Below are 21,943 nucleotides of genomic sequence, written 5' to 3' on the forward strand. Positions count from 1 at the left end.
CAGCACCTGGCCGGCATGAAGGACTCCAAGGTGATCGTGGCGATCAACAAGGACGAGGAGGCGCCGATCTTCCAGGTAGCCGACTATGGCCTGGTGGCGGATCTCTTCGACGCCCTGCCGGAGCTCGAGCAGAAGCTATAATTGTCTGCTTTTTCAGGCTTGAAATCGGAAGCCGGCTCCTTGTGGAGCCGGCTTTCTGCTATTGGGCAGGGCTCCTGCTGGACGGCTTCGTATCGTCTAGAGTAGGGTGAGTCGACGCACTGGAGCTGCTGCTCAAGAAAAATCTGGCCGGGGTGGTTGAAGTTACCGACCGATGGCCGCACCTCTAGTCATTGCAGGACAAGAATTGCAGTGTCTGCAAAGCCACCAAAAGGAGATGATCAACATGGCACATACCCTCCCTGACCTTCCGTATGCCTACGATGCGCTCGAGCCGCATATCGATGCGCTGACCATGGAGATCCACCATTCCCGTCACCATCAGACCTACGTCAACAACCTGAACGCTGCCCTCGAAGGCACCGGCCTGGAAGATGTGCCGGTCGACGAGCTGCTTGCCGATCTGGACAAGGTGCCAGCCGAGAAGCGTCAGGCGGTCATCAACAACGGTGGCGGTCACTCGAACCACTCCATGTTCTGGCAGATGATGTCACCCAATGGTGGCGGTCAGCCCAAGGGCAAGGTGGGCGAGGCCATCGAGAGCGAGCTGGGTGGCTTCGAGGCGTTCAAGGATGCCTTTACCAAGGCCGCACTGGGTCGTTTCGGCAGCGGCTGGGCCTGGCTCAGCGTGACCCCCGAGAAGAAGCTGGTGGTGGAAAACTCCCTCAACCAGGACAGCCCGATCTCCAACGGCAACACGCCGGTGCTGGGGCTGGACGTGTGGGAGCATGCCTACTACCTGAAGTTCCAGAACAAGCGTCCGGACTATATCGCTGCGTTTTTCAACGTGGTGGATTGGGATGAAGTCGAGCGTCGCTACCAGGCTGCCACTGCCTGATCGACCACTTCCCGGTCTGACAAACAGCGCCGCGGCCCCTGGGGCCGCGGCGCTGTTGTATGGGTACCCCCCGGGCAGAATCGCATTGCCTCTCTGCTGTACTGCTTGCACCTCGCCCCTCGCACCTCGCGCCTTGCCCCTCGCTCTTCGCTACTCGCCCCAAAGGCGCTATCTAGGCTGTCAAACTCTTGTGTTTGAAGGGTCTATATAACACAACATGTGGTATTTCAAGGGTGACAGTTTCTATATATGGTGTATCCTTGCCTCCGTAGTCACCATATATAGTTTCTTTCCTCAGGGAGTATCGCCATGGAGATCAAGGTCTATACCCGTCCGGCCTGCCCGCAGTGCACGGCTACCTGTCGCACCCTGGAGCGCCAGGGGATCGATTACCGCCTGATCGACCTGGATCGTGATCCAGAGGCTCGAGATCGCGTCATGGCGCTGGGGCACCGCCAGCTGCCGGTCGTGGTAGCCGGTGATGAGCACTGGTCCGGTTTTCGCCCAGACCGACTCGGCGGCCTGACGCCGGCATGAGCGAGGCGCCGTTGAGGAGTGTGCCGCCGGAACTGATCTATTTTTCGACACGCTCCGGCAACACCCATCGCTTTATTCAGAAGCTGGAGCTGCCGGCCCGGCGTATTCCCCTTGAGCGTGGTGCTCGGGCTCTGTTGGCAACACGTCCCTTCGTGCTGGTGACGCCTACCTATGGCGGTGGTGGGGCGAAGGGGGCGGTGCCGGCGCCGGTGATCCGTTTTCTCAATGATTCCGACAATCGGGCGCTGCTGAAGGGCGTGATCGCCGCCGGCAATACCTGTTTTGGCGCCGCCTACGGCCTGGCAGGGCGCATCATCGCCAACAAGTGCGGTGTTCCCCTGCTCTATCGATTCGAGTTGCTGGGCACGGACGATGACGTGACCCGGGTTCGCAAGGGAGTGAGAGAGTTTTGGACACGACAATCCTGACCCAGCCGCCTCGCCAGGCGGAGAGTGATGCGGGGCGCAAGCTGGATTACCACGCCTTGAACGCCATGCTCAACCTGTATGACGATGAAGGACGGCTGCAGTTGGCGCGCGACCGCGAAGCGGTACGCGAGTACTTTCTTCAGCACGTCAATCAGAACACGGTGTTCTTCCACTCGCTGAAGGAGAAGCTCGACTACCTGGTGGAGAACCAGTACTACGAGCCTCAGGTGTTGGCGCAGTACGATGCCGACTTTATCAAGGCGCTTTTCGAGCAGGCCTATGCCTGGAAGTTTCGCTTCCCGAGCTTTCTCGGCGCCTTCAAGTACTACACCAGTTATACGCTGAAGACCTTCGACGGCCGCCGCTACCTGGAACGCTTCGAGGATCGGGTCTGCATGGTGGCCCTGGCCCTGGCTCGTGGTGATGAGACGCTGGCCCGGTCGCTGGTGGATGAGATCATCGCCGGTCGCTTCCAGCCGGCTACCCCGACCTTCCTCAACGCCGGCAAGCGTCAACGTGGTGAGCTGGTGTCGTGCTTCCTGCTGCGCATCGAGGACAATATGGAGTCCATCGGCCGGGCCATCAATTCGGCCCTGCAGCTCTCCAAGCGTGGGGGAGGGGTGGCGCTGCTGTTGAGCAATATCCGTGAGGCAGGCGCGCCGATCAAGCATATCGAGAACCAGTCGTCGGGCATTATCCCGATCATGAAGCTGCTCGAGGATGCGTTCTCCTATGCCAACCAGCTTGGTGCACGCCAGGGGGCCGGGGCGGTCTATCTCAATGCCCACCATCCCGATATCCTGCGTTTTCTCGACACCAAGCGCGAGAATGCCGATGAGAAGATCCGCATCAAGACGCTGTCATTGGGGGTGACGATTCCCGATATCACCTTCGAGTTGGCCAAGCGCAATGAGCCGATGTACCTCTTCTCGCCCTATGATGTGGAGCGGGTCTACGGCATGCCCTTCGGTGACATTTCTGTGACCGAGAAGTACCGCGAGATGGTCGACGATTCCCGTATTCGCAAGACCAAGATCAATGCCCGGGCTTTCTTCCAGACCCTGGCCGAGGTGCAGTTCGAATCCGGCTATCCCTACGTGATGTTCGAGGATAACGTCAACCGCGCCAACCCCATCGCCGGGCGCATCAATATGAGCAACCTCTGCTCGGAGATCCTGCAGGTCAATACGCCCAGCGAGTTCAACGACGACCTCGGCTACCGTCGGGTGGGGGAGGATATCTCATGCAACCTGGGGTCGCTGAATATTGCCCGGGTGATGGATTCAGGTGATATCGGCAGCAGTGTCGAGGTCGCCGTACGTGGCCTCACCGCGGTGGCCGAGATGACGGAGATCGCCTCGGTGCCCTCGATCGCCAACGGCAATGCTCTGTCCCGGGCGATTGGTCTTGGGCAGATGAACCTGCACGGCTTCCTGGCCAGGGAGCATGTCCACTACGGCTCGCCAGAGGCGCTGGATTTCACCAGCGTCTACTTCGCCTGTGTGGCCTATCACGCCCTGCGCGCATCCAACCGGCTTGCCATTGAGCGCGGTGAAAGTTTTTCCGGTTTCGCGGCGTCGGAATACGCCAGCGGAGTCTTCTTCGACAAGTACACCGAACGCGACTGGCTGCCGCGGACCGAGCGCGGCCAGGCACTCTTCGCGAGTGCCGGCATCGCGCTGCCGACACGCGACGACTGGGCGGCGCTCAAGGCGTCGGTCATGGCCCATGGGCTCTATAACCGCAACCTTCAGGCGGTGCCGCCCACCGGCTCGATCTCCTACATCAATCACGCCACCTCCAGCATTCACCCGGTGGCCTCGCCCATCGAGATTCGCAAGGAGGGCAAGCTCGGACGCGTCTACTACCCGGCCCCCTATCTCGATGACGACAATCTGGCCTACTACCGAGACGCCTACGAGATCGGCCCCGAGGCGATCATCGATACCTACGCCGCCGCCTCCGAGCACGTTGACCAGGGGTTGTCGCTGACGCTGTTCTTCCCCGATACCGCGACGACCCGGGATATCAACCGGGCCCAGATCACCGCCTGGCGCAAGGGTATCAAGACCCTCTACTACGTGCGCCTACGCCAGAGTGCCCTGGAGGGCACCGAGGTAGAAGGCTGTGTCTCCTGCACACTCTAAGGGATTGCTTAACATGTCGATGACTGCCAAACGACTCACCCGCGTGGATGCCATCAACTGGAACCGCCTGCAGGACGACAAGGACCTGGAGGTGTGGAACCGTCTGACCAGCAACTTCTGGTTGCCGGAAAAGGTGCCGCTCTCCAATGATATCCCGTCCTGGAACACCCTGAGCGAGCCCGAGCGTCGGCTTACCATCCGTGTCTTCACCGGCCTGACCCTGCTCGATACCATCCAGAGCAGCGTGGGCGCGCCGATGCTGATGCCTGACTCCCGCACCCCCCACGAGGAGGCGGTTTACGCCAATATCACCTTCATGGAGGCGGTTCATGCGCGCTCCTACAGCTCGATCTTCTCCACGCTTTGCACCACTCGGGAGGTAGACGATGCCTTCCGCTGGAGCGAGGAGAATTCGGCGCTGCAGCGCAAGGCCGAACTGGTGCTGGAGCGCTACTGGGCCGAGGACCCGCTGATGCGCAAGGTGGCCAGTGTCTTCCTGGAGTCGTTCCTGTTCTACTCGGGCTTCTACCTGCCGATGTACTGGTCCAGCCACGCCAAGCTGACCAATACCGCGGACCTGATTCGCCTCATCATTCGCGACGAGGCGGTGCACGGCTATTACATCGGTTACAAGTTCCAGCAGGCCATTGCCGAGGCGACGCCTGAGCGCCAGGAGGAGGTCAAGGCCTACGCCTATGAGCTGATGCTGGCCCTCTATGAGAACGAGGTGGCCTATACCGAGCTGCTCTACGACGAGGTCGGGCTTACCGAGGACGTCAAGAAGTTCCTTCACTACAACGCCAACAAGGCGCTGATGAACCTGGGCTTCGATGGGCTCTTTCCCCAGGAGGTGTGTGACGTCGACCCGACCATTCTCGCCGCACTCTCCCCGGGTGCCGACGAGAATCACGACTTCTTCTCCGGTTCGGGCTCCTCCTATGTGGTCGGCCGCACCGAGGCCACCGAAGACGAGGACTGGGCCTTCTAGCGCGACTGCCTCGCTCTTCCTGGGGTGGAGGGGTGGGGCTATCTCCCGCGGTTGGCCGGATAACGGAGTGCTTCGGATCTCTATTCGAGACGCGACTTACTCGGCGCTTAGCCAGTAGCGCAGCCGCTGCATGGGGCCTGGCTGTGAGCGGGCCTGGCGCCCCTCCAGCCTGGCAATTGTCTCCTGCAGTGGCGTTCGGATGGCCTGCAGGTGATGTAGACAGAGGCGTTTTCCGAGGGCGCCGGGGCATTGCGCCAACAGCAGTCCGGCATGATAGACCGCCGTGCCCAGTGACTCGGCCATCTCGGGTACCCCCTGGGCATCTCGGCGGCAGCGCTCCAGTTCGCTGGTGAGCAGGGTGAGGGTACGGGCATCCAGCCAGCAGGGCGTATCATCACCCTGTGTCTGCGCATTCACTCGTTCCTGGAGCTCCCGAAAGGAGACCTCGAGGAAGATGCAGTGGTAGCGGAGCTGGGGAGAGGATGACATGATGGGTAACTCTTATTTGATATTAATTATTATTCTCTTTGGGTGTGAGGGACCTGTCAAGGTAGCGTCAGGCTGGATTATCTCTTGTGCGCGACTCTCGCAGGTTCCAGCAAAGCCAGCGTTTGCCATGGAGGTCGGTCTAGCGAGGCGGCGCTACAGCCGTCGCAGCCCCCACATGAAGTAGGCGCCGCCGAGCAGCGAGGCGACGAGCCCCGCGGGGATCTCCTCCGGGAACAGCAGCTGGCGGCCCAGGGCATCGGCCAGCACCATCAGCAGGGCGCCGGTGAGGGCGGCCCCGAGAAGGTGCGCCCGGGCCCGGGCGAAGCCCAGCAGGCGGGCCATGTGCGGGGCCAGCAGGCCGACGAAGGAGAGCGGTCCCACCACCAGGGTGGCCCCGGCGGTGAGCAGCGCCACCATCAGCAGCAGCGCCAGTCGCGCGCGGGCCAGGGGCAGCCCCAGGGCCGCGGCGGTGGCGCCGCCCAGCGGCAGTATGTCGAGCCAGCGCGCCAGCGGCGCGGCGACCAGGACCAGCAGCAGGGCCGCGCCGGCCACCATCACTGCACTGATCGGGTCGACGTAGTAGGTGGAGCCGGAGAGCCAGGCGATCACCTGCTGGCCGCGGGGATCGCCGCCGGCCTGCACCACGCCCTTGACTGCCTCGAACAGGGCGGTGATCGCCACCCCGGTCAGCAGCAGCCGTTCCGGCTGGAAGCCGCTCTTTCGGTTGAGGCCCACCAGCACCGCCAGGCTGGCCAGCGCCCCCAGGGTGCCGGCGGCCACCAGGGTCAGGTTGCCGGGGGCGGGCAGCAGAAAGATGGCGCCCATCAGGGCGATGGCGCTGCCGCCGCTGATGCCCAGCACCTCGGGGCTGGCCATGGGGTTGGCGGTGAGCCGCTGGATCAGGGTGCCGGCCAAGGCCAGCATCACCCCGCAGCCGGCGGCGGCCAGCGCCCGGGGCGCGCGCCACTGCAGCACGCCCCAGTCGGTCGGCGCGGCCCACTGCCAGCCGTCGGGCCCCTGGCCGGCGAGCACCGCGACCGCCCCCACGCCCACTAGGGCGATGGCGAGCCCGCCGGCCAGCCGCCCGGGCGCCGGATGGCGATGGCCGAGGGCCCGCGCCTCGCGGGGAGGCGTCGCGCCGCCGAGGCGCAGTCGCGGGATCAGCCACAGCAGCAGCGGCGCCCCCAGGGCCGCGGTGGTGGCGCCGGTGGGGATCAGGGTCGGCAGGTGCCCCGAGACGCGCTGCAGCGCCAGGTCGGTGGCGGCCAGCAGCAGGGCGCCGAGCAGCGTCGACCAGGCGAGCCGCGCGCCCAGGCGTCGTGCGCCGGCCAGGCGCACGATATTGGGCGCGGCCAGGCCGATGAAGCCGACGATCCCCACCGCGCTCACCACGCAGCCGGTGAGAAAGACCGCGAGTCCGAGGCCGGCGAGACGCAGATGCTTGAGGGAGACGCCGAGGCTCCGGGCGCCTGCCTCGTCGAGGGCGAGGACCGCCAGGGGGCGCAGCAGCAGCCAGGCGAGCAGGGCGCCGACCGCCAGGCGCGGCGCCAGGAAGGCGACGTCCTGCCAGCCGTTCTGGTTAAGCGACCCCGCCCCCCAGATCAGCAGCCCCTTGAGCGCCTCCTGATGGAAGAGCAGCAGCACCATGGAGAGGGCCCCGAAGTAGAGGTTCACCACCAGTCCGCCGAGCACCACCACCACCGGCGCCAGGCCCCGCCGCCAGGCCAGGGCGAAGACCAGGCCCATGGCCAGGCCGCCGCCGGCCAGCGCCACCCACTCCCGCCCGAGCCCCAGCAGGCCCGGGGCCATCAGCGAGGCGGCCATCAGCGCCAGGTTGGCGCCGCTCGCCACGCCCAGGGTGGTGGGGGCGGCCAGCGGGTTGCGCAGCACCTGCTGCATCAGCACCCCGGCGAGCGCCAGGCCGCCGCCGGCGAGCAGCGCCATGGCGAGGCGCGGCCACCAGGCGTAGTGCAGCACCAGCGTCTCGGCCGTTTCAGCAGGCAGCGAGGCGCGGAGCAGCGCGGCGAACCCGGCGCCCAGGCCGGGGCCGGCGAGCAGGTGGTCGAGGGCGAGGGCCAGCACGCCGAGGGCCAGCGGCAGGCAGAGCCAGGCCGACGTCAGCCGGGGGCGGCAGGGAGGGCGAGAGGCGAGGGCATCAGGCGGCATCGTCGGGCTCCATGGCGTTCACCAGCTGCTCGGCGAAGCGCTCGGCCGAGGGCAGGGCGCCGAAGCTCCAGATCGGCGGCAGCACGATGGGCGACCCGCGGCTCGCCTCGACCAGGTGGCCCCAGAGGCCGCCGGCGTTCAGGCGCTCGCGGACCCCGGCGGGATAGGGCTTCACCACCACCAGGCGGGCGTCGAGGCCGGCCAACGCCTCGATGCCCACCAGCGAGAAGCCCCAGGCGTTGGTGGAGCCGGTCCAGGCGTTCTCCAGCCCCAGCCGATCGAGCACCGCCTGGTAGAGTCCGTTCTCGCCGAAGACCCGCACGTGGCGGCCATCCATAAACTGCACCACCAGCAAGGGAAGCGCCTCGTCATCCAGCCGTCCTTGCAGGGCGTCGAGCCGGGCCTCGGTGTCGGCGATCAGTCGCGTCGCCGCCACGGGGCGCTCGACCATCTCGCCGAGCGAGCGGGTTAGCTCGCGCATCTCCGACCAGGTGTCGCGTCCGGGACTGTAGAGCGGCAGCGACGTGACCGGGGCGATGTGCGCGAGACGCGGCGCGAGGTTGGCGAACATCGGCGAGATCAGGATGCGCTTCGGCGCGAGGCTCGCCAGAAGTTCCAGGTTGGGCTGGCTGCGTAGCCCCAGGTCGACGGTCGAGCTGGGCAGGGCCGGCTCGCCGACCCAGGCGTGGTAGGCCTCGACCTGGGCGACGGCGGCGGGGGGCGCGTCGAGCGCGACCAGCGTCTCGGCCAGGGTCCAGTCGAGGGTGGCGAGGCGCGGCGCATCGGCCGGGGTCGCGGCGGCGACCAGCGCGGCCATCAGGCCGGCGAGCCACGTCAGGGCGCGTCGAGGGCGGGGCACGGGCGTCTCCAGGGGGGGCAAGGGCGGTTTCCAGGGCGGTTTCAAGGGCAATGGAGAGCGGGGCTAGTGGGCGATGGCGACGCGGTGCTCGCCGGACGGGTGGGCCATGACGTGCATGGGGATGCCGTAGATGGCCTTCAGGGTCTCGCCGTTCATCATCTCCTCGGGCGTGCCCTGGGCCAGCAGGCGGCCGCCGTGCAGGGCCACCAGGCGGTCGCAGTAGCGCGAGGCCATGTTGATGTCGTGCAGCACGATGATCACGCCGAGGCCGAGCTCCCGACACAGCCGACGGGTCACTGCCAGCACCTCCACCTGATGGGCGACGTCCAGCGCCGCCAGGGGCTCGTCGAGGAGCAGGAAGCGGCTGCCCTGGGCGAGCAGCATGGCCAGCCAGACCCGCTGGCGCTCGCCGCCGGAGAGGGTGTCCACCTGGCGCTCGGCGAAGGGCTCGGTATGGGTCAGGGCCAGGGCCCGGTCGATGGCCGCCTCGTCCTCGCGGCCGCGGCGGCCCAGCAGCCCGCGCCAGGGGTAGCGGCCGAAGCCCACGAGCTCGCGGACGGTGAGGTTGTCGGCGGCGGGCAGATGCTGGGGCAGGTAGGCGACCCGTCGCGCGAAGGCGCGATGTCCCCAGGCGGTCATCGGCTCGCCGTTCAGACGAAGCTCGCCGCGAGTGGCGGCCTGCTGGCGGGCCAACAGCTTGAGCAGGGTCGACTTGCCCGAGCCGTTGTGGCCGATCAGGCCGTGGATACGACCCTCCGCGAAGCTCAGGTCGATGGGATGCAGCAGGCACTGGCCGTTGATCTCGAAGGAGGCGGCGCGCGTTTCGATCATGGGAACATCTCCTCCTCGTTTGGACCGGTGATCGTGAATGAGAGTCGCGGTGGCCGGGTCAGAAGTTGTAGCTGACCGTCGCCTTGACGCTGCGCTCGGCGCCGAAGTAGCAGAAGTCGAGGTCGCTGCAGCCGGCGACATACTCCTCGTCGAGCAGGTTGCTGACGTGGACTTGCGCGGAGACGCCTTCGAGGCCCAGGTCGTAGCCCAGGGTGGCGTCGACCAGGGTGTAGTCGGGCACCTTCTCGGTGTTGGCCTCGTCGGCGTAGATGTCGCCGTAGTAGCGAACCCCGAGCCCCGCCTCCAGGCCGGCGAGCATGCCCTGGCGGAAGGCGTACTGCCCCCACACCGAGGCCTGGTGGCGCGGCACCCAGTTGTCAGTATTGCCCTCGTTGGCATCGCCGGTCTTTTCGAGGGTCACGTTGGTGTAGCTGTAGCCGGCCTGCAGGCGCAGGTTATCGGTCAGCCGGCTATGCGCCTCCAGTTCGATGCCCTGGGATTCGATCTCCCCGGTGGCCCGGAAGAAGTTCTCGCTGGCGCGCTTGGTGGCCAGGTTCTCCTGGGTGATATGGAAGAGCGCCACGCTGTAGCGATCCTGCGAGTCGGCCGGCTGGTACTTCAGGCCCGTTTCCACCTGCTCGCCCTGGGAGGGTTCGATCAGGTCGCCGTTCCGGTCGACGGCGGCATTGGGGCTGAAGGAGGTGGTGTAGCTGGCGTAGGGCGCCAGGCCGTTGTCGAACAGGTAGAGCACTCCAGCGCGACCGCTGAACTGGGTGTCGTCCAGTTCACTCTCGGAGCCGCTATCGCGGTCGGTGTTGCTGACATCGACCCAGTCATGGCGGCCGCCCAGGTTCAGTCGCCAGTTCCCCAACGCCAGCTGGTCCTGGAGATAGACGCCGGTCTGCTCCAGCTCGCGTTTCTGGCGCACGTCCGGGTAGAAGGCGGTGGGTTCGGCGCCGTACTCAGGGGCGAAGGCATCGATGGTTGGGAACATGGCCGAGCCCCAGACGACGTCATTGTCGCGTTGCTGGTAGTCGACGCCGGCCAGCAGGGTGTGTTCGGCGGTCCCGGTGGTGAGATGGGCCTCGAGCTGGTTGTCCACCGCCAGGGCCTCGAGCGACTCGTCGCCGCTGGAGAAGTAGCGGTTGAGCTCGGTGTCGCTGGCCCAGCCGAAGGCATAGACCTGCTCCAGCTCGACATCGGACTCGGTGTAGCGCAGCGTCTGGCGGCCAGTCAGGGCGTCGTTGAAGCGGTGCTCCAGCTCGTAGCCCACCATGGTCTGCTCGCGCTCGAACGAATCGTAGTCTTCTTCGCCCTCGAAGAAGGTATTGGCGATGCGACGGCCATTGCGATCTTCCACCGTGCCCTCGAAGGGCAGCCCGGCGTGATAGCCGCCTTCCGGGTCCTTGTGCAGGTAGGCGTGCAGGGTGAGGCTGGTAGCGTCGGTGACGTCCCAGCTCAGCTGGGGAGCGAAGGCGTAGCGCTCCTCTTCCACCGGGCCGAACTGGGTGTCGGCGGCGCGGGCCAGGCCGGTCAGGCGGAAGGCGACGCGGCGCGCGTCATCCAGCGGGCCGGTGAGGTCGAAGGCGGCGCTGCGCTGGGCGTTGTTGCCCGCGCCCAGGCGCAGCTCGCCGCTCTCCTCGAATTCGGGGCGCTTGCTGGTCTGGGCCACCAGGCCGCCCGGGGAGGCGCGACCGTAGAGCACCGAGGCGGGGCCCTTGACCACCTCGATCCGTTCCAGGAACCAAGGATCGATGACCAGCGAGCTGAAGGAGCCGCCGTCGCTCATCACCTTGAGGCCGTCGAGGAAGGTGTTGCTGACGCTGCCGTCGGTGAAGCCACGCAGCACCAGATAGTCGTAGCGGTTGGAGGCGCCGATCTGATTGGTATAGACGCCTGGCGTGTAGTCGGCGGCGCGCTGCACGGTCTCGGCGCCGCGGGCCTCCCACTCCTCGTTCTCGATCACCGAGATCGACTGCGGCGTCTCGTTGAACGGCGTCTCGGTTTTGGTGGCGGCCTGGGCGGTGACGGTCAGGGTGGAGAGCAGCTCGGCCTCTTCGGCGTGGGCCGTCAGGGCAATGCTTGCGGCGGTGAGCGACACCGCCAGCACCAAGGGACGTGGAGTCGGCATGAAGGATTCCTGTGATAAGACCAAGTGACTTCAGGTAATGAGAATTATTACCTTTTGACTGGTGCCTGAGGTATGCGCGGTGATCACCCTGTTATGCGGGATGCTCAGCTCGTTTCGTGAAGGGAACTCGGCGGGTAGCCGAAGCGACGGCGGAAGGCGGTGGCGAAGTTGCTGGCGTGACGATAGCCGCAGAAGTGGGCCGCCTGCTGCACGCTGAAGCCTTGCTCCAGGTAGTCGTGGGCCAGCGCCAGCCGGCACTCGCGCAGGTAGTCGAACACCGAGCGGCCGTAGGCGGCGCGGAACTTTCGCCTGAGGCTTGCCGGGCTCATGGCGGCCAGCTCGGCCAGCGTCTCCAGACGATGTTCGCCGGCGGGGTCGTGACGCAGGGTGTCGCGGACCCGCTCCAGGCGCTGACGTTCCTGAGGTGACAGCGTGGGAGCGGGGGGCGGCGTCGGATCGTCGACGCGGCCTCCGTGGGCCAGCAGTTGCAGGCTCAGTCCCTCGAGCAGCAGACGCTGAGCCTCGCCCGGCAGCGGCGTGGTCAGCTCCTGCTCCAGGCCCTGGCGCAGTGGCTCGGGTAGTTGCCAGGCACGCAGGTGGGAAGCGGCAGGCGCCGGGGCGCTCATGCCCAGCCGCGCCAGGCAGGCGTCGTCGAGGCTCAGGGTCAGGGCACGCAGGCGCTGGCCGGCGGGCTGGGAGGCGGCCAGGCCACAGTCGGCCTCCAGCCGCAGGCTTAGTGCCATGCCGGCGGTCAGCGTCAGGGTGCGGTGCGCGAGGCTGACGTCGGCACGGCCCTCCAGCATGACCACGATCGACAGCGGCGAGGCTGCCCGGGAGTAGGATTCATAGCGGTGCAGCACCTCCACGTCGGAGGCGACCAGCTGCATGCCCGGGCGTGGCGCGAACTCGCGCACCACCCCACGCACCACCGGCGCCTCGGCTCGGGGGGAGAGGTCGGGGGTCCGATAGTCGAGCCCGTAGCGCCGGCCATAGGCCTGCAGGTCGCGCGCGGTGTGCTGGCGCACCTGAGATGTGATGACGCTCATCCGGCCGCCTTGGCGGCGCTGGCGGTGCGCCGGCATCCCAGCGGGCAGTTGGCGCAGTAGCCCAGCTCGTCGATCAGGTAGCGGATGCAGCACAGTCGGCGCACCCGGGCGGGCTGGTCCGATTTGGTCGGTGTGACGTAGCGCACCGGTCGATAGAGCGGGTTGCGGCGGCCGTCGGTCAGTGTTCGGCTCTCCATCAGCGCCCGGGCGGGCTTGGCCACCCCCGACGACGCCATGGGGTGATCGGCCAGGGCGCCGGCAAAGTACTCGAAGTAGTTGCCGGCGTTGCTCCAGAACACCCTGGGCGAGGCTCCGGTGGCTGAGGCCAGGGCATCGACCAGCGGCGTCAGATGGCCGTCAAGCAGGGTGGCGAAGCGGAAGCTGGGAGCCCGTGTGGTCAGGGGGCGGCCGGCATTGCGCAGAATCAGGCCGGTGGTCTGTCCCTCGGGCGACTGCTCGAGGTGCAAGTCATCCAGCCCCAGCGGCAGGTCGCGCTCCAGCAGCAGGTTGGCGGCCAGGCCGTGGGCCGCCAGGGCGCTGAAGTGCCACTTGGACCACAGCGAGGCCACCGCGCGGCGGTCGCCGTGACCGTACCGGGCGCCAAAACGCGTGAACAGCGCGTCCAGGTAGGCTGGGTCAAGCAGGTTACGGGCGGGCAGGGTGTCGGCCTCGGGAGCCATTGAGACCCGCGGAGGAGGAAAACTCCTCAACGGGCCAATATAGAGCGGCGAGAGGGTGTGAGGCATGGTGTCCATCGGAAAGGTTATCGACCATGTCAGGGGTGTCTCGACCCTGATAGTCGTAGCGAGGCAGTGATACATTTGAGACTTATTATCATTAATTTTTTAAGGGTTTTCAATGATTGATAACTATTATCACTTGTGAGAGCATCCGCTCGCCATTCGTCACGGAACCAGGGAGCCTGACGTGAAGAGGATTCGATCAACTCTGATAGGGGGGGCGGCCGCCCTGCTGCTTGTTACCCCCCCGTTGATGGGGCAGGAGCTGGTAGAGGAAGCCAGCGAGGCCCAGCGTGCTCAGGCCGAGTTGCAGGTGCGCATCGATGCCGCCGATGACGCCAGTCGCGAGATGCTGGTCGAGCTGCGTCGCCTGGAAGCCGAGACGCGACGCCTCCGGGCGGACAGCGAGAGCCTGGCGCCGCGTCTCGAGCGCCAGGCCGAGCGTCTGGCGACCCGCGAAGCGGCCCTGGACGCCCTGGCCGAGACGCGTGAAGCCTTGCCGGCGGTCGAGCAGGGGTTGTTGTCGCGGTTGAGGGCCTGGGTGGAGGCCGACCTGCCCTTCCTGAAACAGGAGCGTCTGGCTCGGGTCGAGGGGCTCGTGAATGGCATGGCAGACCCCGATCTCTCCACGGTGGAGCGCCTGGACCGCACCCTGGCCGCCTGGCGCGCCGAGCTGGACTATGGCCGCGAGCTCGATGCCTGGCGCGGCATCCTGAAGGAGGGGGAGGTGCGCCGAGAGGTGGACTTTTTCCGCCTGGGACGCGTAGGGCTCTATTATCTGACGCCCGATGGACATCAAGGCGCCGTCTGGCGCTCGGACGAGCAGCGCTGGCAACCGTTGGCTGAGGCCGAGCGTGTCGAACTGCGCCACGGGCTGCGTATCGCTCGCGAACAGCGGGCGCCGGAGCTGCTTACCCTGCCGGTCTCCCACCCGGTGACGCCGGTCGACGCGGAGCACGCCTTATGAACACCTGGAGCAAGAGCAAGACCAGCCTGAGGGGCGTCGCGGCACTGATTCTGGGAGCCATGCTGGTAACGACGGTGCTGCCCGCCGCGGCGCAGAGTGATCCTCTCGCTACCCTGCGCGCCGAGCGAGAAGCAGCAGAAGCCCGGGATGCCGCGCGGCTGGCCGAGCTGGTCGAGGACCGTGATGCACTGGAAGCGGCCCTGGAGGAGGCCCGACAGCTTCATGCCGAGGCCGAGTCGCGCCATGTCGAGCTCGAATCTCGTCAGGCCGAGTTGGAGTCTCGTCGAGAGGCCCTCGATAGCCGCCAGGCCGAGCAGGGCGACGACCTGACGGCGGTGTTGGCCGTACTGGCTCGCCATAGCGGAGAGCTGCGTGATGCCCTCGCCGAGAGCTGGCTTACCGTGGGCGGCGCCGAGCTGCCGCCGCGACTGAATGACGTCGAGGTGTTGCGCCCCGAGCACCTCGAGAGGCTTGCCGACTCCCTTATCGCCCTGACGGTCGAGACCGGCCGCATACGCGCCTTCGAGGCGCCGGTGGCCGCCAGCAGTGGTGAGATCGCACCCCGCGAGGTCGTGCGCCTGGGGAATCTGGCAGCCTTCGGCGCCGGGGAGCTGCTCGAACGCGGCGCCGAAGAGGGCGTATTGGCCACGGTGACGCGTACCCCCAATGAGGTGGCCCAGCAGCTTGTCGCCTTCCAGGCAGGCGAGGGCGAGCGCATTGCCCTGGACCCGACCGGCGGGCAGGTGATCGAGGCCCTGGCGCAGCGCCCCAGCCTGCAGGAGCGCTTCCAGCAGGGGGGCGTCGTCGGCTATGTGGTGGTGGGCCTGGGCGCCTTTGGCCTGCTGGTGGCGCTGTTGCAGTATGGCTACCTGCTCAGCGTCACCGTGGCACTACGTCGTCAACTGATGACGCTGGATGAACTGCGTGATGACAATCCCCTGGGCCGTGTTTTGCTGCGCTTCCGGGCGCTTTCCGATGCCCCCATGCCCGAAGCGCTGGAGGCACGTCTCGACGAGGCGGTGCTGGCCGAGCTGCCGCGGCTCGAGCGAGGACAGCCACTGGTCAAGCTGCTGGCCGCGGTGGCTCCTCTGCTGGGGTTGCTGGGCACCGTCACCGGGATGATCGTGACCTTCCAGGCCATCACCGTCTTCGGCACCGGCGACCCACAGCTGATGGCGGGCGGCATCAGTCAGGCACTGGTGACGACCGTGCTGGGGCTGATCACCGCGGTGCCCCTGCTGTTTGCCCACACCGCCCTGGCCGGCCGCAGTCGTCAGCTGGCCGGCGTGGTGGAGGGGCAGGCCAGTGCCGCCCTGGCCGAGCGACTGGAGCATCGCCGACCCGCCATTACCGCCAAGGAGAAAGGGTCGCATGCTGCCGCTATGGCTTGAGCCCCTGACACGGCTGATTGACGCCGGTGGCGTCGTGTTGGTGGGCATCGCCTCCGTGGCGGCGCTGCTGTTCAGCCTGGCGCTGGAGCGGGTGCTGTTCTTTCGATTCACCTATCGGCGTGCTCGGCGCAGGCTGGTTCGGCGCTGGGCGCAGCGCGCCGACCACCATAGCTGGAGTGCCCTGACCGTTCGCGAGGTGTGGGCCCGCGAACTGATCACCCGGCTGCGCCGGCCACTGCCCTGGCTCAAGTTGCTGGTGGCGCTCTGCCCGCTGTTGGGTCTGCTGGGCACCGTCACCGGGATGATTGCCGTCTTCGATAGCCTGGCGCTGAGTGATACCAGCCAGGCGCGCGCCATGGCCGACGGCGTGGCTCGGGCCACGCTGCCGACCCTGGCGGGCATGGCGGTGGCGGTGGTGGGGCTGCTGTTTACCACTCGGCTGGAACAGGTCATTCGGCGCGAGGATCAGCGGCTGCATGACCGACTGGCCCGTGCCGTGGAGGAGAACGATGCGTAGACGACGTACGCTTGCCGGTGATGCCGGGGATAGCGGTGAGATCAATCTGACCCCGATGCTCGACGTGGTCTTTATCATGTTGATCTTCTTTATCGTGACCACCAGCTTCATCAAGGAGAGCGGGGTGGAGATCGACCGCCCCGAGTCCAGCGCCGCCTCGCCCCGGCCGGATGCCCAGCTGATGGTGGCCATCACTCCCGAGGGGGCGGTGTGGGTCGATGGCGAGCCGGTAGATGTCCATCGCGTCGGCAACGCCGTGGCGGCGCTGGTCAGTGATGAAGGGGGCGTGGTGATCCAGGCCGACCGGGAGTCGACCACCGGGCTGCTGATCGAGGTGATGGATCGTATCCGTCAGGCCGGTGTGGACAATGTCGCCGTGGCGGCGACCAGAGGGGCGTCATGAGGCGAGCCTTACTCTCGGTGCTGGCCGGTGCCGGCATGGCGCTGTTGCTGTTCTGGCTGCTGGCGTTGCTGGTCTCGCCCCCTGAGCCGGATATCGAGGTACAGGAGATGCGCCTGACGATGACAGAGCTGGCACCGGCACCGGAGCCCGAAGCGGCTGAATCTGTCAGCGAGCCCCCTCCCGCGATGCCGCCTGCCGCCACGCCACCGCCACTGCCGGAGCCGTCCCCCTTGCCGAACACCGCACTGGCTCTGCCCGAACCGGAGCTGCCGGCCGAGGAGCCGGCGCCGGTCGAGCTGGACAGCTCACTTCCCGAGCTGGCCGAGGCCCCCCCCGATCCGGCGCCTGAACCGCCGCCGCCCGAGCCGCGCCAGCAGCCCCGAGCGGAGCCGACCCCGACACCGGCCCCCGCGCCTGCGCCCACTTCGTCCCCTTCCTCGGCGGCAAGGAGTCCCGCCGAGACGGTGGCCAAGCCCGTCAGCCGCGAGCCGGTCGACGTGGGCCAGATCGCCCCCACCAGTCGTGTGCCACCCGAGTATCCGTCTCGGGCCCAGCGCCGTGGTCTCGAGGGGTATGTCGAGCTGCAGTTCGTCATTCGTTCTGACGGCAGCGTGGATCCGGGCAGCATTCAGGTGCTCTCGGCGCGACCCACCAATGTCTTCGACAAGGCGGCGCGCCGGTCGGTGTCGCGCTGGCGCTTCGAGCCGGCCCAGGGGCTGCGGCGAGCGCGCCAGCGCCTGGAATTTCAGCTGAGATGAGTCGCGAGGAGTCTCCCATGCGCCACACCCTGCTCTCTGTTTCCGCTCTGCTGCTCTGTTGGCTGGTGGGCGTTTCGCTGGCTCAGGCTGCCCCTCCACTCAAGGCCAGCTTTATCGACGACCTCCAGCAGCTTGAGGCGGCACTCCAGGAGGGGGAGGCCGCGGCGGTGGAGGCGCGTGCCCTGGCGCAGGCGCGGCGTTTGGCCGGTGGCAATGCCGGCGACCGCTGGGCGCGGGCTCTCTATCTGCAGCTGGCCGCCGGCGCCGCGTCGCGGCAGGATGAGCCGGCCCGAGCGGCCGAGCTTCTCGCCGAGGCACGCGGTGTCGAGGGCATCGAGGCAGAGCACCATGATCGCTGGCTGCGCGACGAGGCACGTCTGCGGCTGGCCGCCGGCGATCGCGAGCGGGGGAGTGAGCTGCTGGCGGGGTGGCTGGGTCGTCATGCAGGCGAGCCTCGCGATCACTGGCAATTGGTGCGTTCCCTGGCACAGCTCGAGCGCTGGGAGGAGGCCGCCGAACGAGTGCAACAGGCGCGGAAGCTGGCGCCGCAGCTCGACGATCGCCAGCGTGCCCTGGCCGGTGCCGTGCTGCGACGCGCCGGCCGGGGCAAGGCGGCGCTCTCCCTGCTCGGAGCCGGGCTGACCGAAAGCCGCGACCCGGCGCACTGGCGCGAGGCGGCGGCTCTGGCTCAGCGGCTTGGGGAGGCCGGGGGAGCGGCCGCCATCTGGGAAGCGGGCTGGCGTGCCGGTGTGCTGAGCGGTGAAGAGGATCTGCGCCGATTGATCGAGTTGCACCTCGCCGGCGGCACCCCGGCGCGTGCCGCCGAACATCTCGAGGCGGCCCTGGCGTCGGACGAGCTGATGGATAACGAGGCGAATCGACGCCTGCTGGCCCAGGCCTGGGAGCGCGCTCGCGATCGCGGGCGCGCACTGAAAGCCTGGCGAGATGTGGCGCAGCGCAGTGGTAAGGCCGATGACTGGTCGCGGCTCGACCGGCTGGCTAATGCCTGGGGGCGTGACGAGGCGGCGGAAGAGTCCTTACGGCTCCTGCTGCACCCCGTCGATCTCGCGCACAAAGGGCGGTAGCGAGTCGAGCAGCGCCCGGCCGTAGCGGCGCGTCAGCACGCGTCGGTCGAGCAGGGTGATGCGGCCGTGGTCCGCCTCCTTGCGGATCAGGCGGCCACAGGCCTGTACCAGCTTGATGGAGGCGTCGGGCACGCTGATGCGCATGAAGGAGTTGCCGCCCCGGCTCTCGATCCACTCCGCCAGGGTGGCACCCACCGGATCATCGGGCACCGCGAAGGGCAGCCGGGTGATCACCACATGGGTAAGATAGTCCCCCGGTAGGTCGATGCCCTCGGCGAAGCTGGCCAGCCCGAAGATGATGCTGCCTTCACCGGCATCCACGCGCTTGCGATGACGGTTGATCAGTTCGCGCTTGGGGAGGCGGTCCTGGGCCAGTACCCGTTTGGCCAGATCCTTGGGCAGTGCCTTTTCCACGGCGCGGAGTTGGGCCCGGGACGAGAACAGCATCAGCACCGCCTCCTGGCGTTCGAGTCCGTTGACGAAGTCGACGATGGCCCGCTCGTGTCCCTCGCGGTCGGCCGGGTCGACGGCCTCCCTGGGGACGCTGAGCACCGCCTTCGAGTAGTCGAAGGGGCTTGGGAGTCGCTGGTAGCGGTAACGATTGGCGAGGCCGGCGCGCTCCTGCAGGCGCTCGAAACGCCCCAGGGCAGTAAGCGTCGCGGAGGTGACCACGGCGCCGAAGGTGGTGCCCCACAGGCTCTTGGCCAGGGTGTGGGCGGCCGAGACGGGACTCGCCGAGAAGGTCAGCTCGGGTTCGCCGCCGACATGCTCCAGGGTCAGCCAGCGGGCCCGTGGTGGCTCACCCTCGGGGTCCACCTCGGTAAAGGCCTGCCACAAGGCGTGGGCCTCCAGGGCGCGGCCATGCAGCAGCGCCACCAGCGGTAGCCACGCCTCGGCTGCCTCTCGCGGCAGCCCGGTGTGCTTGTCGGGGTCGAGGCTCTCGCGCAGGATATCGGCCATGCTCTCGAGGATGCGGGAGAGCTCGGCAAACAGCGTGACCAGTGCCGCGGCATGATCGCGCAATGCCTCGGGAGCTCGCCCCATCTCGAAACGGTGCTGGTGAATCTCCTCGCCGTCACCAAGCCCCTGAGGGCGTCCGGCGAGCTGGTGGCCCAGCGCGAAGGCCTCCCCCAGCCGGGGTTCGGCGGCATCCATCGCCTGGGGGAGGCTGGCCAGCAGCCGCGCCAGGGTGGCTTGCCCCCCCAGGGCGGCATTGAGCTCGGTGAGCGACTTCCTGAGATTGCGGAGCCAGCGCAGGCCCGCGTTCACGCCGAAGCGATAGGTAAAGTGGTTGAGGGCCTTGTCGGGCAGATGGTGGCCTTCGTCGAACACATGGATGCAGTCACCCGGGTCGGGCAGCACCACACCGCCCCCCAGGGAGAGGTCGGCCAGCACCAGGTCATGATTGGCGACGATGATGTCGGCCTGCTCCATATCGCGGCGGGCGCGGAAGAAGGCGCAGGCCCCGAAGTGGCCGCAGCGACGATTGGTGCATTGCCGGTGGTCCACGGTGAGGCGACGCCAGTGCTCGTCCTTGATCGCCTCGGGCCAGCTGTCGCGGTCACCCTCCCAGCGGCCATTGCCGTAGGCATCGCCCATCGCCTTGACCAGCGCCTGGAAGTCGTCGCCACCGCTGTCGAGCGCCTGCTCGAACATCGACAGGGTAGGGTTCTCCTCGCCGCCGTCGAGCGCCTGGTCGAGTCGTGCCACGCAGACATAGCGGCCACGCCCCTTGGCCAGGGCGTAGCGGAAGTCGATACCGCTATGGGCCTTGAGTGCCGGCAGATCCTGGTGCAATACCTGCTCCTGCAGCGCCACGGTGGCGGTGGAGAGCACCAGTCGCTTGCCGCGGGCCTTGGCCACCGGCAGGGCGGCCAGCAGGTAGGCGAGGGTCTTGCCGGTGCCGGTGCCGGCCTCGAGCACACAGACATGCTCATCGCTGACGCGCTTGCCGGTCTCATCGGCCTCGATGCCCCCCAGGGTGCGGGCGATCTCGGCGATCATCAGTCGCTGACCGTAGCGGGGCGTGAGACCCAGGCCCTCCAGCGCATGGCGGTAGGCGGTCTGAATCTCGCCTTTCAAGGCCTCGTCAAGCATATCTGTCCAAGCGTTTAAAGCAGCCCTTCGGGCGGATGCTCGCAGGGCAGCTTGTCGTCGATATAGCGCTCGATCTCGGGGAGCGAGAAGGCGTCCTCTTCGCCCACGAAGCTGATGGATACCCCCTTGGCGCCGGCGCGGCCGGTGCGACCGATGCGGTGGACGTAGTCCTCCGGGTCCTCCGGCAGGGTGTAGTTGATGACGTGGCTGACATCCTCGATATGGATGCCACGGCCGGCCACATCGGTGGCCACCAGTACCTGGATCTCACCGGCACGGAACTTCTCGAGGGTCTCGATGCGCTGATTCTGGGGAACATCGCCGGAGAGCATGGCCACGTCGATGCCTGCCTTGCGCAGCAGATCATCGAGCTTGCGAACCAGGTCGCGGCGGTTGCCGAACACCATCACCCGGTCAAAGCTCTCCTGCTGGAGCAACTTGACCAGCAGGCGTTGCTTCTCCGCATCGCCGACCATATAGACCCGCTGGTCGATGTCGGCGGCGTTGTCGACGGTGACGGCGATCTCGACATGGGCCGGCTCATGGGTCCACTGGCTGGCCAGCTGAAGGATATCCTCGGTGAAGGTGGCCGAGAACAGGAAGGTCTGGCGCTCCTCCTTCTTCGGCGTATGGCGGATGATCCGCTTGACGTCGGGGATGAAGCCCATGGAGAGCATGCGGTCGGCTTCATCGAGGACCAGCACCTCGACCTGGGTGAGGTCGACATCGCGCTTCTGATGGAAGTCGAGCAGACGACCCGGGGTGGCCACCAGGATATCGAGCTTGCCTTCGAGGGCCTCGCGCTGCTTCTGGTAGTCCATGCCACCCACGACGCTGGCCACCTTGAGGTCGGTAAAGCGTGCCAGGGCCTTGGCGTCCTTCTCGATCTGCAGGGCGAGCTCGCGGGTCGGGGCCACGACCAGCGCGCGGGGTGCGCCCGGCTTCTGGCCATTGGGGCGCTCCTCCTCGAGGAAGTAGGCCAGGATCGAGATCAGGAAGGCGGCGGTCTTGCCGGTGCCGGTCTGGGCCTTGCCGACGATATCACCGCCGAGCAGGGTGTGGTCGAGGGCCTCGGCCTGGATCGGGGTGCAGTACTCGAAGCCCAGCGCGTGGATGGCGCGCATCAGTGGCAGGGGCAGGTCGAAGTCGTGAAAGCGCCACTTGCCGGCCACCGGGGTGACCTGGAACTGGCGCAGATCCCAGTTCGACTGGCGACGGCGTGGCTTGCGACGACGACGCTTGGGCTTGTGGTTCTCGGCCGGGGCCGTGGTCTGTTCCGACTCGCTCATAGGCTTGCTGTCTTTCCGTGTCGATAGGGTAGTCATGTCATGCAAACGGGTATTGTACCAGTCTATGCGACGAAGGG

General features: G+C 67.1%; 20 protein-coding genes and 1 pseudogene. 12 read left to right on the forward strand and 9 right to left on the reverse strand.

Annotated elements, in window-relative coordinates:
• The 6 genes and pseudogenes from GRB80_RS10360 to nrdF form a co-directional block, all read left to right on the forward strand.
• Window positions 1–141, forward strand: a pseudogene (locus GRB80_RS10360) (electron transfer flavoprotein subunit alpha/FixB family protein); the annotation flags it as partial.
• Between the two features lie 244 nt (window positions 142–385).
• Window positions 386–997, forward strand: a complete 612-nt coding sequence (locus GRB80_RS10365) for a superoxide dismutase (protein ID WP_161423538.1) — start codon at window positions 386–388, stop codon at window positions 995–997.
• 309 nt (window positions 998–1,306) lie between these two features.
• The gene (nrdH, locus tag GRB80_RS10370; protein ID WP_132044037.1) at window positions 1,307–1,534 is read left to right on the forward strand and encodes a glutaredoxin-like protein NrdH; all 228 of its coding nucleotides are present in this window, start codon (window positions 1,307–1,309) and stop codon (window positions 1,532–1,534) included.
• Entirely contained in the window at window positions 1,531–1,962 is a 432-nt protein-coding gene (gene nrdI, locus GRB80_RS10375; protein ID WP_161423539.1) for a class Ib ribonucleoside-diphosphate reductase assembly flavoprotein NrdI, read from the forward strand. Before nrdH ends, nrdI begins: the two co-directional genes overlap by 4 nt.
• Window positions 1,944–4,109, forward strand: a complete 2,166-nt coding sequence (gene nrdE / locus GRB80_RS10380; protein ID WP_132044033.1) for a class 1b ribonucleoside-diphosphate reductase subunit alpha — start codon at window positions 1,944–1,946, stop codon at window positions 4,107–4,109. The genes nrdI and nrdE overlap by 19 nt, the downstream gene beginning before the upstream one ends.
• Before the next feature lie 13 nt (window positions 4,110–4,122).
• Complete coding sequence (gene nrdF / locus GRB80_RS10385) at window positions 4,123–5,097, forward strand: class 1b ribonucleoside-diphosphate reductase subunit beta (protein ID WP_374708654.1); 975 nt, start codon at window positions 4,123–4,125, stop codon at window positions 5,095–5,097.
• A 96-nt stretch (window positions 5,098–5,193) separates the two neighbouring features.
• On the opposite strand, the gene GRB80_RS10390 is transcribed toward nrdF, so the two are convergent.
• From GRB80_RS10390 to fhuF, 7 genes are all read right to left on the reverse strand, one after another.
• The gene (locus GRB80_RS10390; RefSeq protein ID WP_132044031.1) at window positions 5,194–5,586 is read right to left on the reverse strand and encodes a hypothetical protein; all 393 of its coding nucleotides are present in this window, start codon (window positions 5,584–5,586) and stop codon (window positions 5,194–5,196) included.
• Between the two features lie 153 nt (window positions 5,587–5,739).
• Entirely contained in the window at window positions 5,740–7,752 is a 2,013-nt protein-coding gene (gene fhuB, locus GRB80_RS10395; protein ID WP_161423540.1) for a Fe(3+)-hydroxamate ABC transporter permease FhuB, read from the reverse strand.
• Window positions 7,742–8,569 (reverse strand): ABC transporter substrate-binding protein, encoded by an 828-nt coding sequence (locus tag GRB80_RS10400; protein WP_161424313.1) that lies wholly within the window; start codon window positions 8,567–8,569, stop codon window positions 7,742–7,744. The genes fhuB and GRB80_RS10400 overlap by 11 nt, the downstream gene beginning before the upstream one ends.
• Window positions 8,570–8,674: 105 nt before the next feature.
• On the reverse strand, window positions 8,675–9,442 hold the full coding sequence (locus GRB80_RS10405; protein WP_161423541.1) for an ATP-binding cassette domain-containing protein: 768 nt from the start codon (window positions 9,440–9,442) through the stop codon (window positions 8,675–8,677).
• Window positions 9,443–9,500: 58 nt separating this feature from the next.
• Window positions 9,501–11,573 (reverse strand): TonB-dependent siderophore receptor, encoded by a 2,073-nt coding sequence (locus GRB80_RS10410; RefSeq protein ID WP_161423542.1) that lies wholly within the window; start codon window positions 11,571–11,573, stop codon window positions 9,501–9,503.
• A 104-nt stretch (window positions 11,574–11,677) separates the two neighbouring features.
• A complete protein-coding gene (locus tag GRB80_RS10415; RefSeq protein ID WP_161423543.1) occupies window positions 11,678–12,619 on the reverse strand; it encodes a helix-turn-helix transcriptional regulator in 942 nt (313 codons plus the stop codon).
• Window positions 12,616–13,374: a siderophore-iron reductase FhuF gene (gene fhuF, locus GRB80_RS10420; RefSeq protein ID WP_237561966.1), complete on the reverse strand. Its 759-nt coding sequence runs from the start codon at window positions 13,372–13,374 to the stop codon at window positions 12,616–12,618. The genes GRB80_RS10415 and fhuF overlap by 4 nt, the downstream gene beginning before the upstream one ends.
• 172 nt (window positions 13,375–13,546) lie before the next feature.
• On the opposite strand from fhuF, the gene GRB80_RS10425 reads away from it, so the two are divergent.
• From GRB80_RS10425 to GRB80_RS10450, 6 genes are read left to right on the forward strand one after another with little or no spacing between them, the layout of a single operon-like run.
• Complete coding sequence (locus GRB80_RS10425; protein WP_309663567.1) at window positions 13,547–14,326, forward strand: DUF3450 domain-containing protein; 780 nt, start codon at window positions 13,547–13,549, stop codon at window positions 14,324–14,326.
• Window positions 14,323–15,717 carry a MotA/TolQ/ExbB proton channel family protein gene (locus tag GRB80_RS10430; RefSeq protein WP_161423544.1) on the forward strand — a complete coding sequence of 465 codons (1,395 nt, stop codon included), beginning with the start codon at window positions 14,323–14,325 and terminating at the stop codon, window positions 15,715–15,717. The genes GRB80_RS10425 and GRB80_RS10430 overlap by 4 nt, the downstream gene beginning before the upstream one ends.
• A complete protein-coding gene (locus GRB80_RS10435) occupies window positions 15,698–16,234 on the forward strand; it encodes a MotA/TolQ/ExbB proton channel family protein (RefSeq protein WP_161423545.1) in 537 nt (178 codons plus the stop codon). The genes GRB80_RS10430 and GRB80_RS10435 overlap by 20 nt, the downstream gene beginning before the upstream one ends.
• Complete coding sequence (locus tag GRB80_RS10440) at window positions 16,227–16,637, forward strand: ExbD/TolR family protein (protein ID WP_132044016.1); 411 nt, start codon at window positions 16,227–16,229, stop codon at window positions 16,635–16,637. Before GRB80_RS10435 ends, GRB80_RS10440 begins: the two co-directional genes overlap by 8 nt.
• The gene (locus tag GRB80_RS10445; protein WP_161423546.1) at window positions 16,634–17,395 is read left to right on the forward strand and encodes an energy transducer TonB; all 762 of its coding nucleotides are present in this window, start codon (window positions 16,634–16,636) and stop codon (window positions 17,393–17,395) included. Before GRB80_RS10440 ends, GRB80_RS10445 begins: the two co-directional genes overlap by 4 nt.
• Before the next feature lie 17 nt (window positions 17,396–17,412).
• Window positions 17,413–18,480 (forward strand): tetratricopeptide repeat protein, encoded by a 1,068-nt coding sequence (locus GRB80_RS10450; RefSeq protein ID WP_161423547.1) that lies wholly within the window; start codon window positions 17,413–17,415, stop codon window positions 18,478–18,480.
• Here the strand turns inward: GRB80_RS10450 and dinG are convergent.
• Together dinG and rhlB are read right to left on the reverse strand one after the other, a co-directional pair.
• On the reverse strand, window positions 18,433–20,577 hold the full coding sequence (dinG, locus tag GRB80_RS10455; protein WP_132044010.1) for an ATP-dependent DNA helicase DinG: 2,145 nt from the start codon (window positions 20,575–20,577) through the stop codon (window positions 18,433–18,435). The genes GRB80_RS10450 and dinG overlap by 48 nt on opposite strands.
• Window positions 20,578–20,591: 14 nt before the next feature.
• The gene (gene rhlB, locus GRB80_RS10460) at window positions 20,592–21,866 is read right to left on the reverse strand and encodes an ATP-dependent RNA helicase RhlB (protein WP_237561967.1); all 1,275 of its coding nucleotides are present in this window, start codon (window positions 21,864–21,866) and stop codon (window positions 20,592–20,594) included.
• Between the last annotated feature and the right edge of the window lie 77 nt (window positions 21,867–21,943).

Source organism: Halomonas icarae (assembly GCF_009901955.1).
GTDB classification, from domain to species: domain Bacteria; phylum Pseudomonadota; class Gammaproteobacteria; order Pseudomonadales; family Halomonadaceae; genus Halomonas; species Halomonas icarae.

What these genes read in the sequence shown, in the direction of transcription:
- GRB80_RS10365 (WP_161423538.1), top strand. Translation starts at nt 386, where the DNA reads ATGGCACATACCCTCCCTGACCTTCCGTATGCCTACGATGCGCTCGAG.
- nrdH (WP_132044037.1), top strand. Translation starts at nt 1,307, where the DNA reads ATGGAGATCAAGGTCTATACCCGTCCGGCCTGCCCGCAGTGCACGGCT.
- nrdI (WP_161423539.1), top strand. Translation starts at nt 1,531, where the DNA reads ATGAGCGAGGCGCCGTTGAGGAGTGTGCCGCCGGAACTGATCTATTTT.
- nrdF (WP_374708654.1), top strand. Translation starts at nt 4,123, where the DNA reads ATGTCGATGACTGCCAAACGACTCACCCGCGTGGATGCCATCAACTGG.
- GRB80_RS10390 (WP_132044031.1), bottom strand. Translation starts at nt 5,586, where the DNA reads ATGTCATCCTCTCCCCAGCTCCGCTACCACTGCATCTTCCTCGAGGTC.
- fhuB (WP_161423540.1), bottom strand. Translation starts at nt 7,752, where the DNA reads ATGCCGCCTGATGCCCTCGCCTCTCGCCCTCCCTGCCGCCCCCGGCTG.
- GRB80_RS10400 (WP_161424313.1), bottom strand. Translation starts at nt 8,569, where the DNA reads ATGGCCGCGCTGGTCGCCGCCGCGACCCCGGCCGATGCGCCGCGCCTC.
- GRB80_RS10405 (WP_161423541.1), bottom strand. Translation starts at nt 9,442, where the DNA reads ATGATCGAAACGCGCGCCGCCTCCTTCGAGATCAACGGCCAGTGCCTG.
- GRB80_RS10410 (WP_161423542.1), bottom strand. Translation starts at nt 11,573, where the DNA reads ATGCCGACTCCACGTCCCTTGGTGCTGGCGGTGTCGCTCACCGCCGCA.
- GRB80_RS10415 (WP_161423543.1), bottom strand. Translation starts at nt 12,619, where the DNA reads ATGAGCGTCATCACATCTCAGGTGCGCCAGCACACCGCGCGCGACCTG.
- fhuF (WP_237561966.1), bottom strand. Translation starts at nt 13,374, where the DNA reads ATGGACACCATGCCTCACACCCTCTCGCCGCTCTATATTGGCCCGTTG.
- GRB80_RS10430 (WP_161423544.1), top strand. Translation starts at nt 14,323, where the DNA reads ATGAACACCTGGAGCAAGAGCAAGACCAGCCTGAGGGGCGTCGCGGCA.
- GRB80_RS10435 (WP_161423545.1), top strand. Translation starts at nt 15,698, where the DNA reads ATGCTGCCGCTATGGCTTGAGCCCCTGACACGGCTGATTGACGCCGGT.
- GRB80_RS10440 (WP_132044016.1), top strand. Translation starts at nt 16,227, where the DNA reads ATGCGTAGACGACGTACGCTTGCCGGTGATGCCGGGGATAGCGGTGAG.
- GRB80_RS10445 (WP_161423546.1), top strand. Translation starts at nt 16,634, where the DNA reads ATGAGGCGAGCCTTACTCTCGGTGCTGGCCGGTGCCGGCATGGCGCTG.
- GRB80_RS10450 (WP_161423547.1), top strand. Translation starts at nt 17,413, where the DNA reads ATGCGCCACACCCTGCTCTCTGTTTCCGCTCTGCTGCTCTGTTGGCTG.
- dinG (WP_132044010.1), bottom strand. Translation starts at nt 20,577, where the DNA reads ATGCTTGACGAGGCCTTGAAAGGCGAGATTCAGACCGCCTACCGCCAT.
- rhlB (WP_237561967.1), bottom strand. Translation starts at nt 21,866, where the DNA reads ATGAGCGAGTCGGAACAGACCACGGCCCCGGCCGAGAACCACAAGCCC.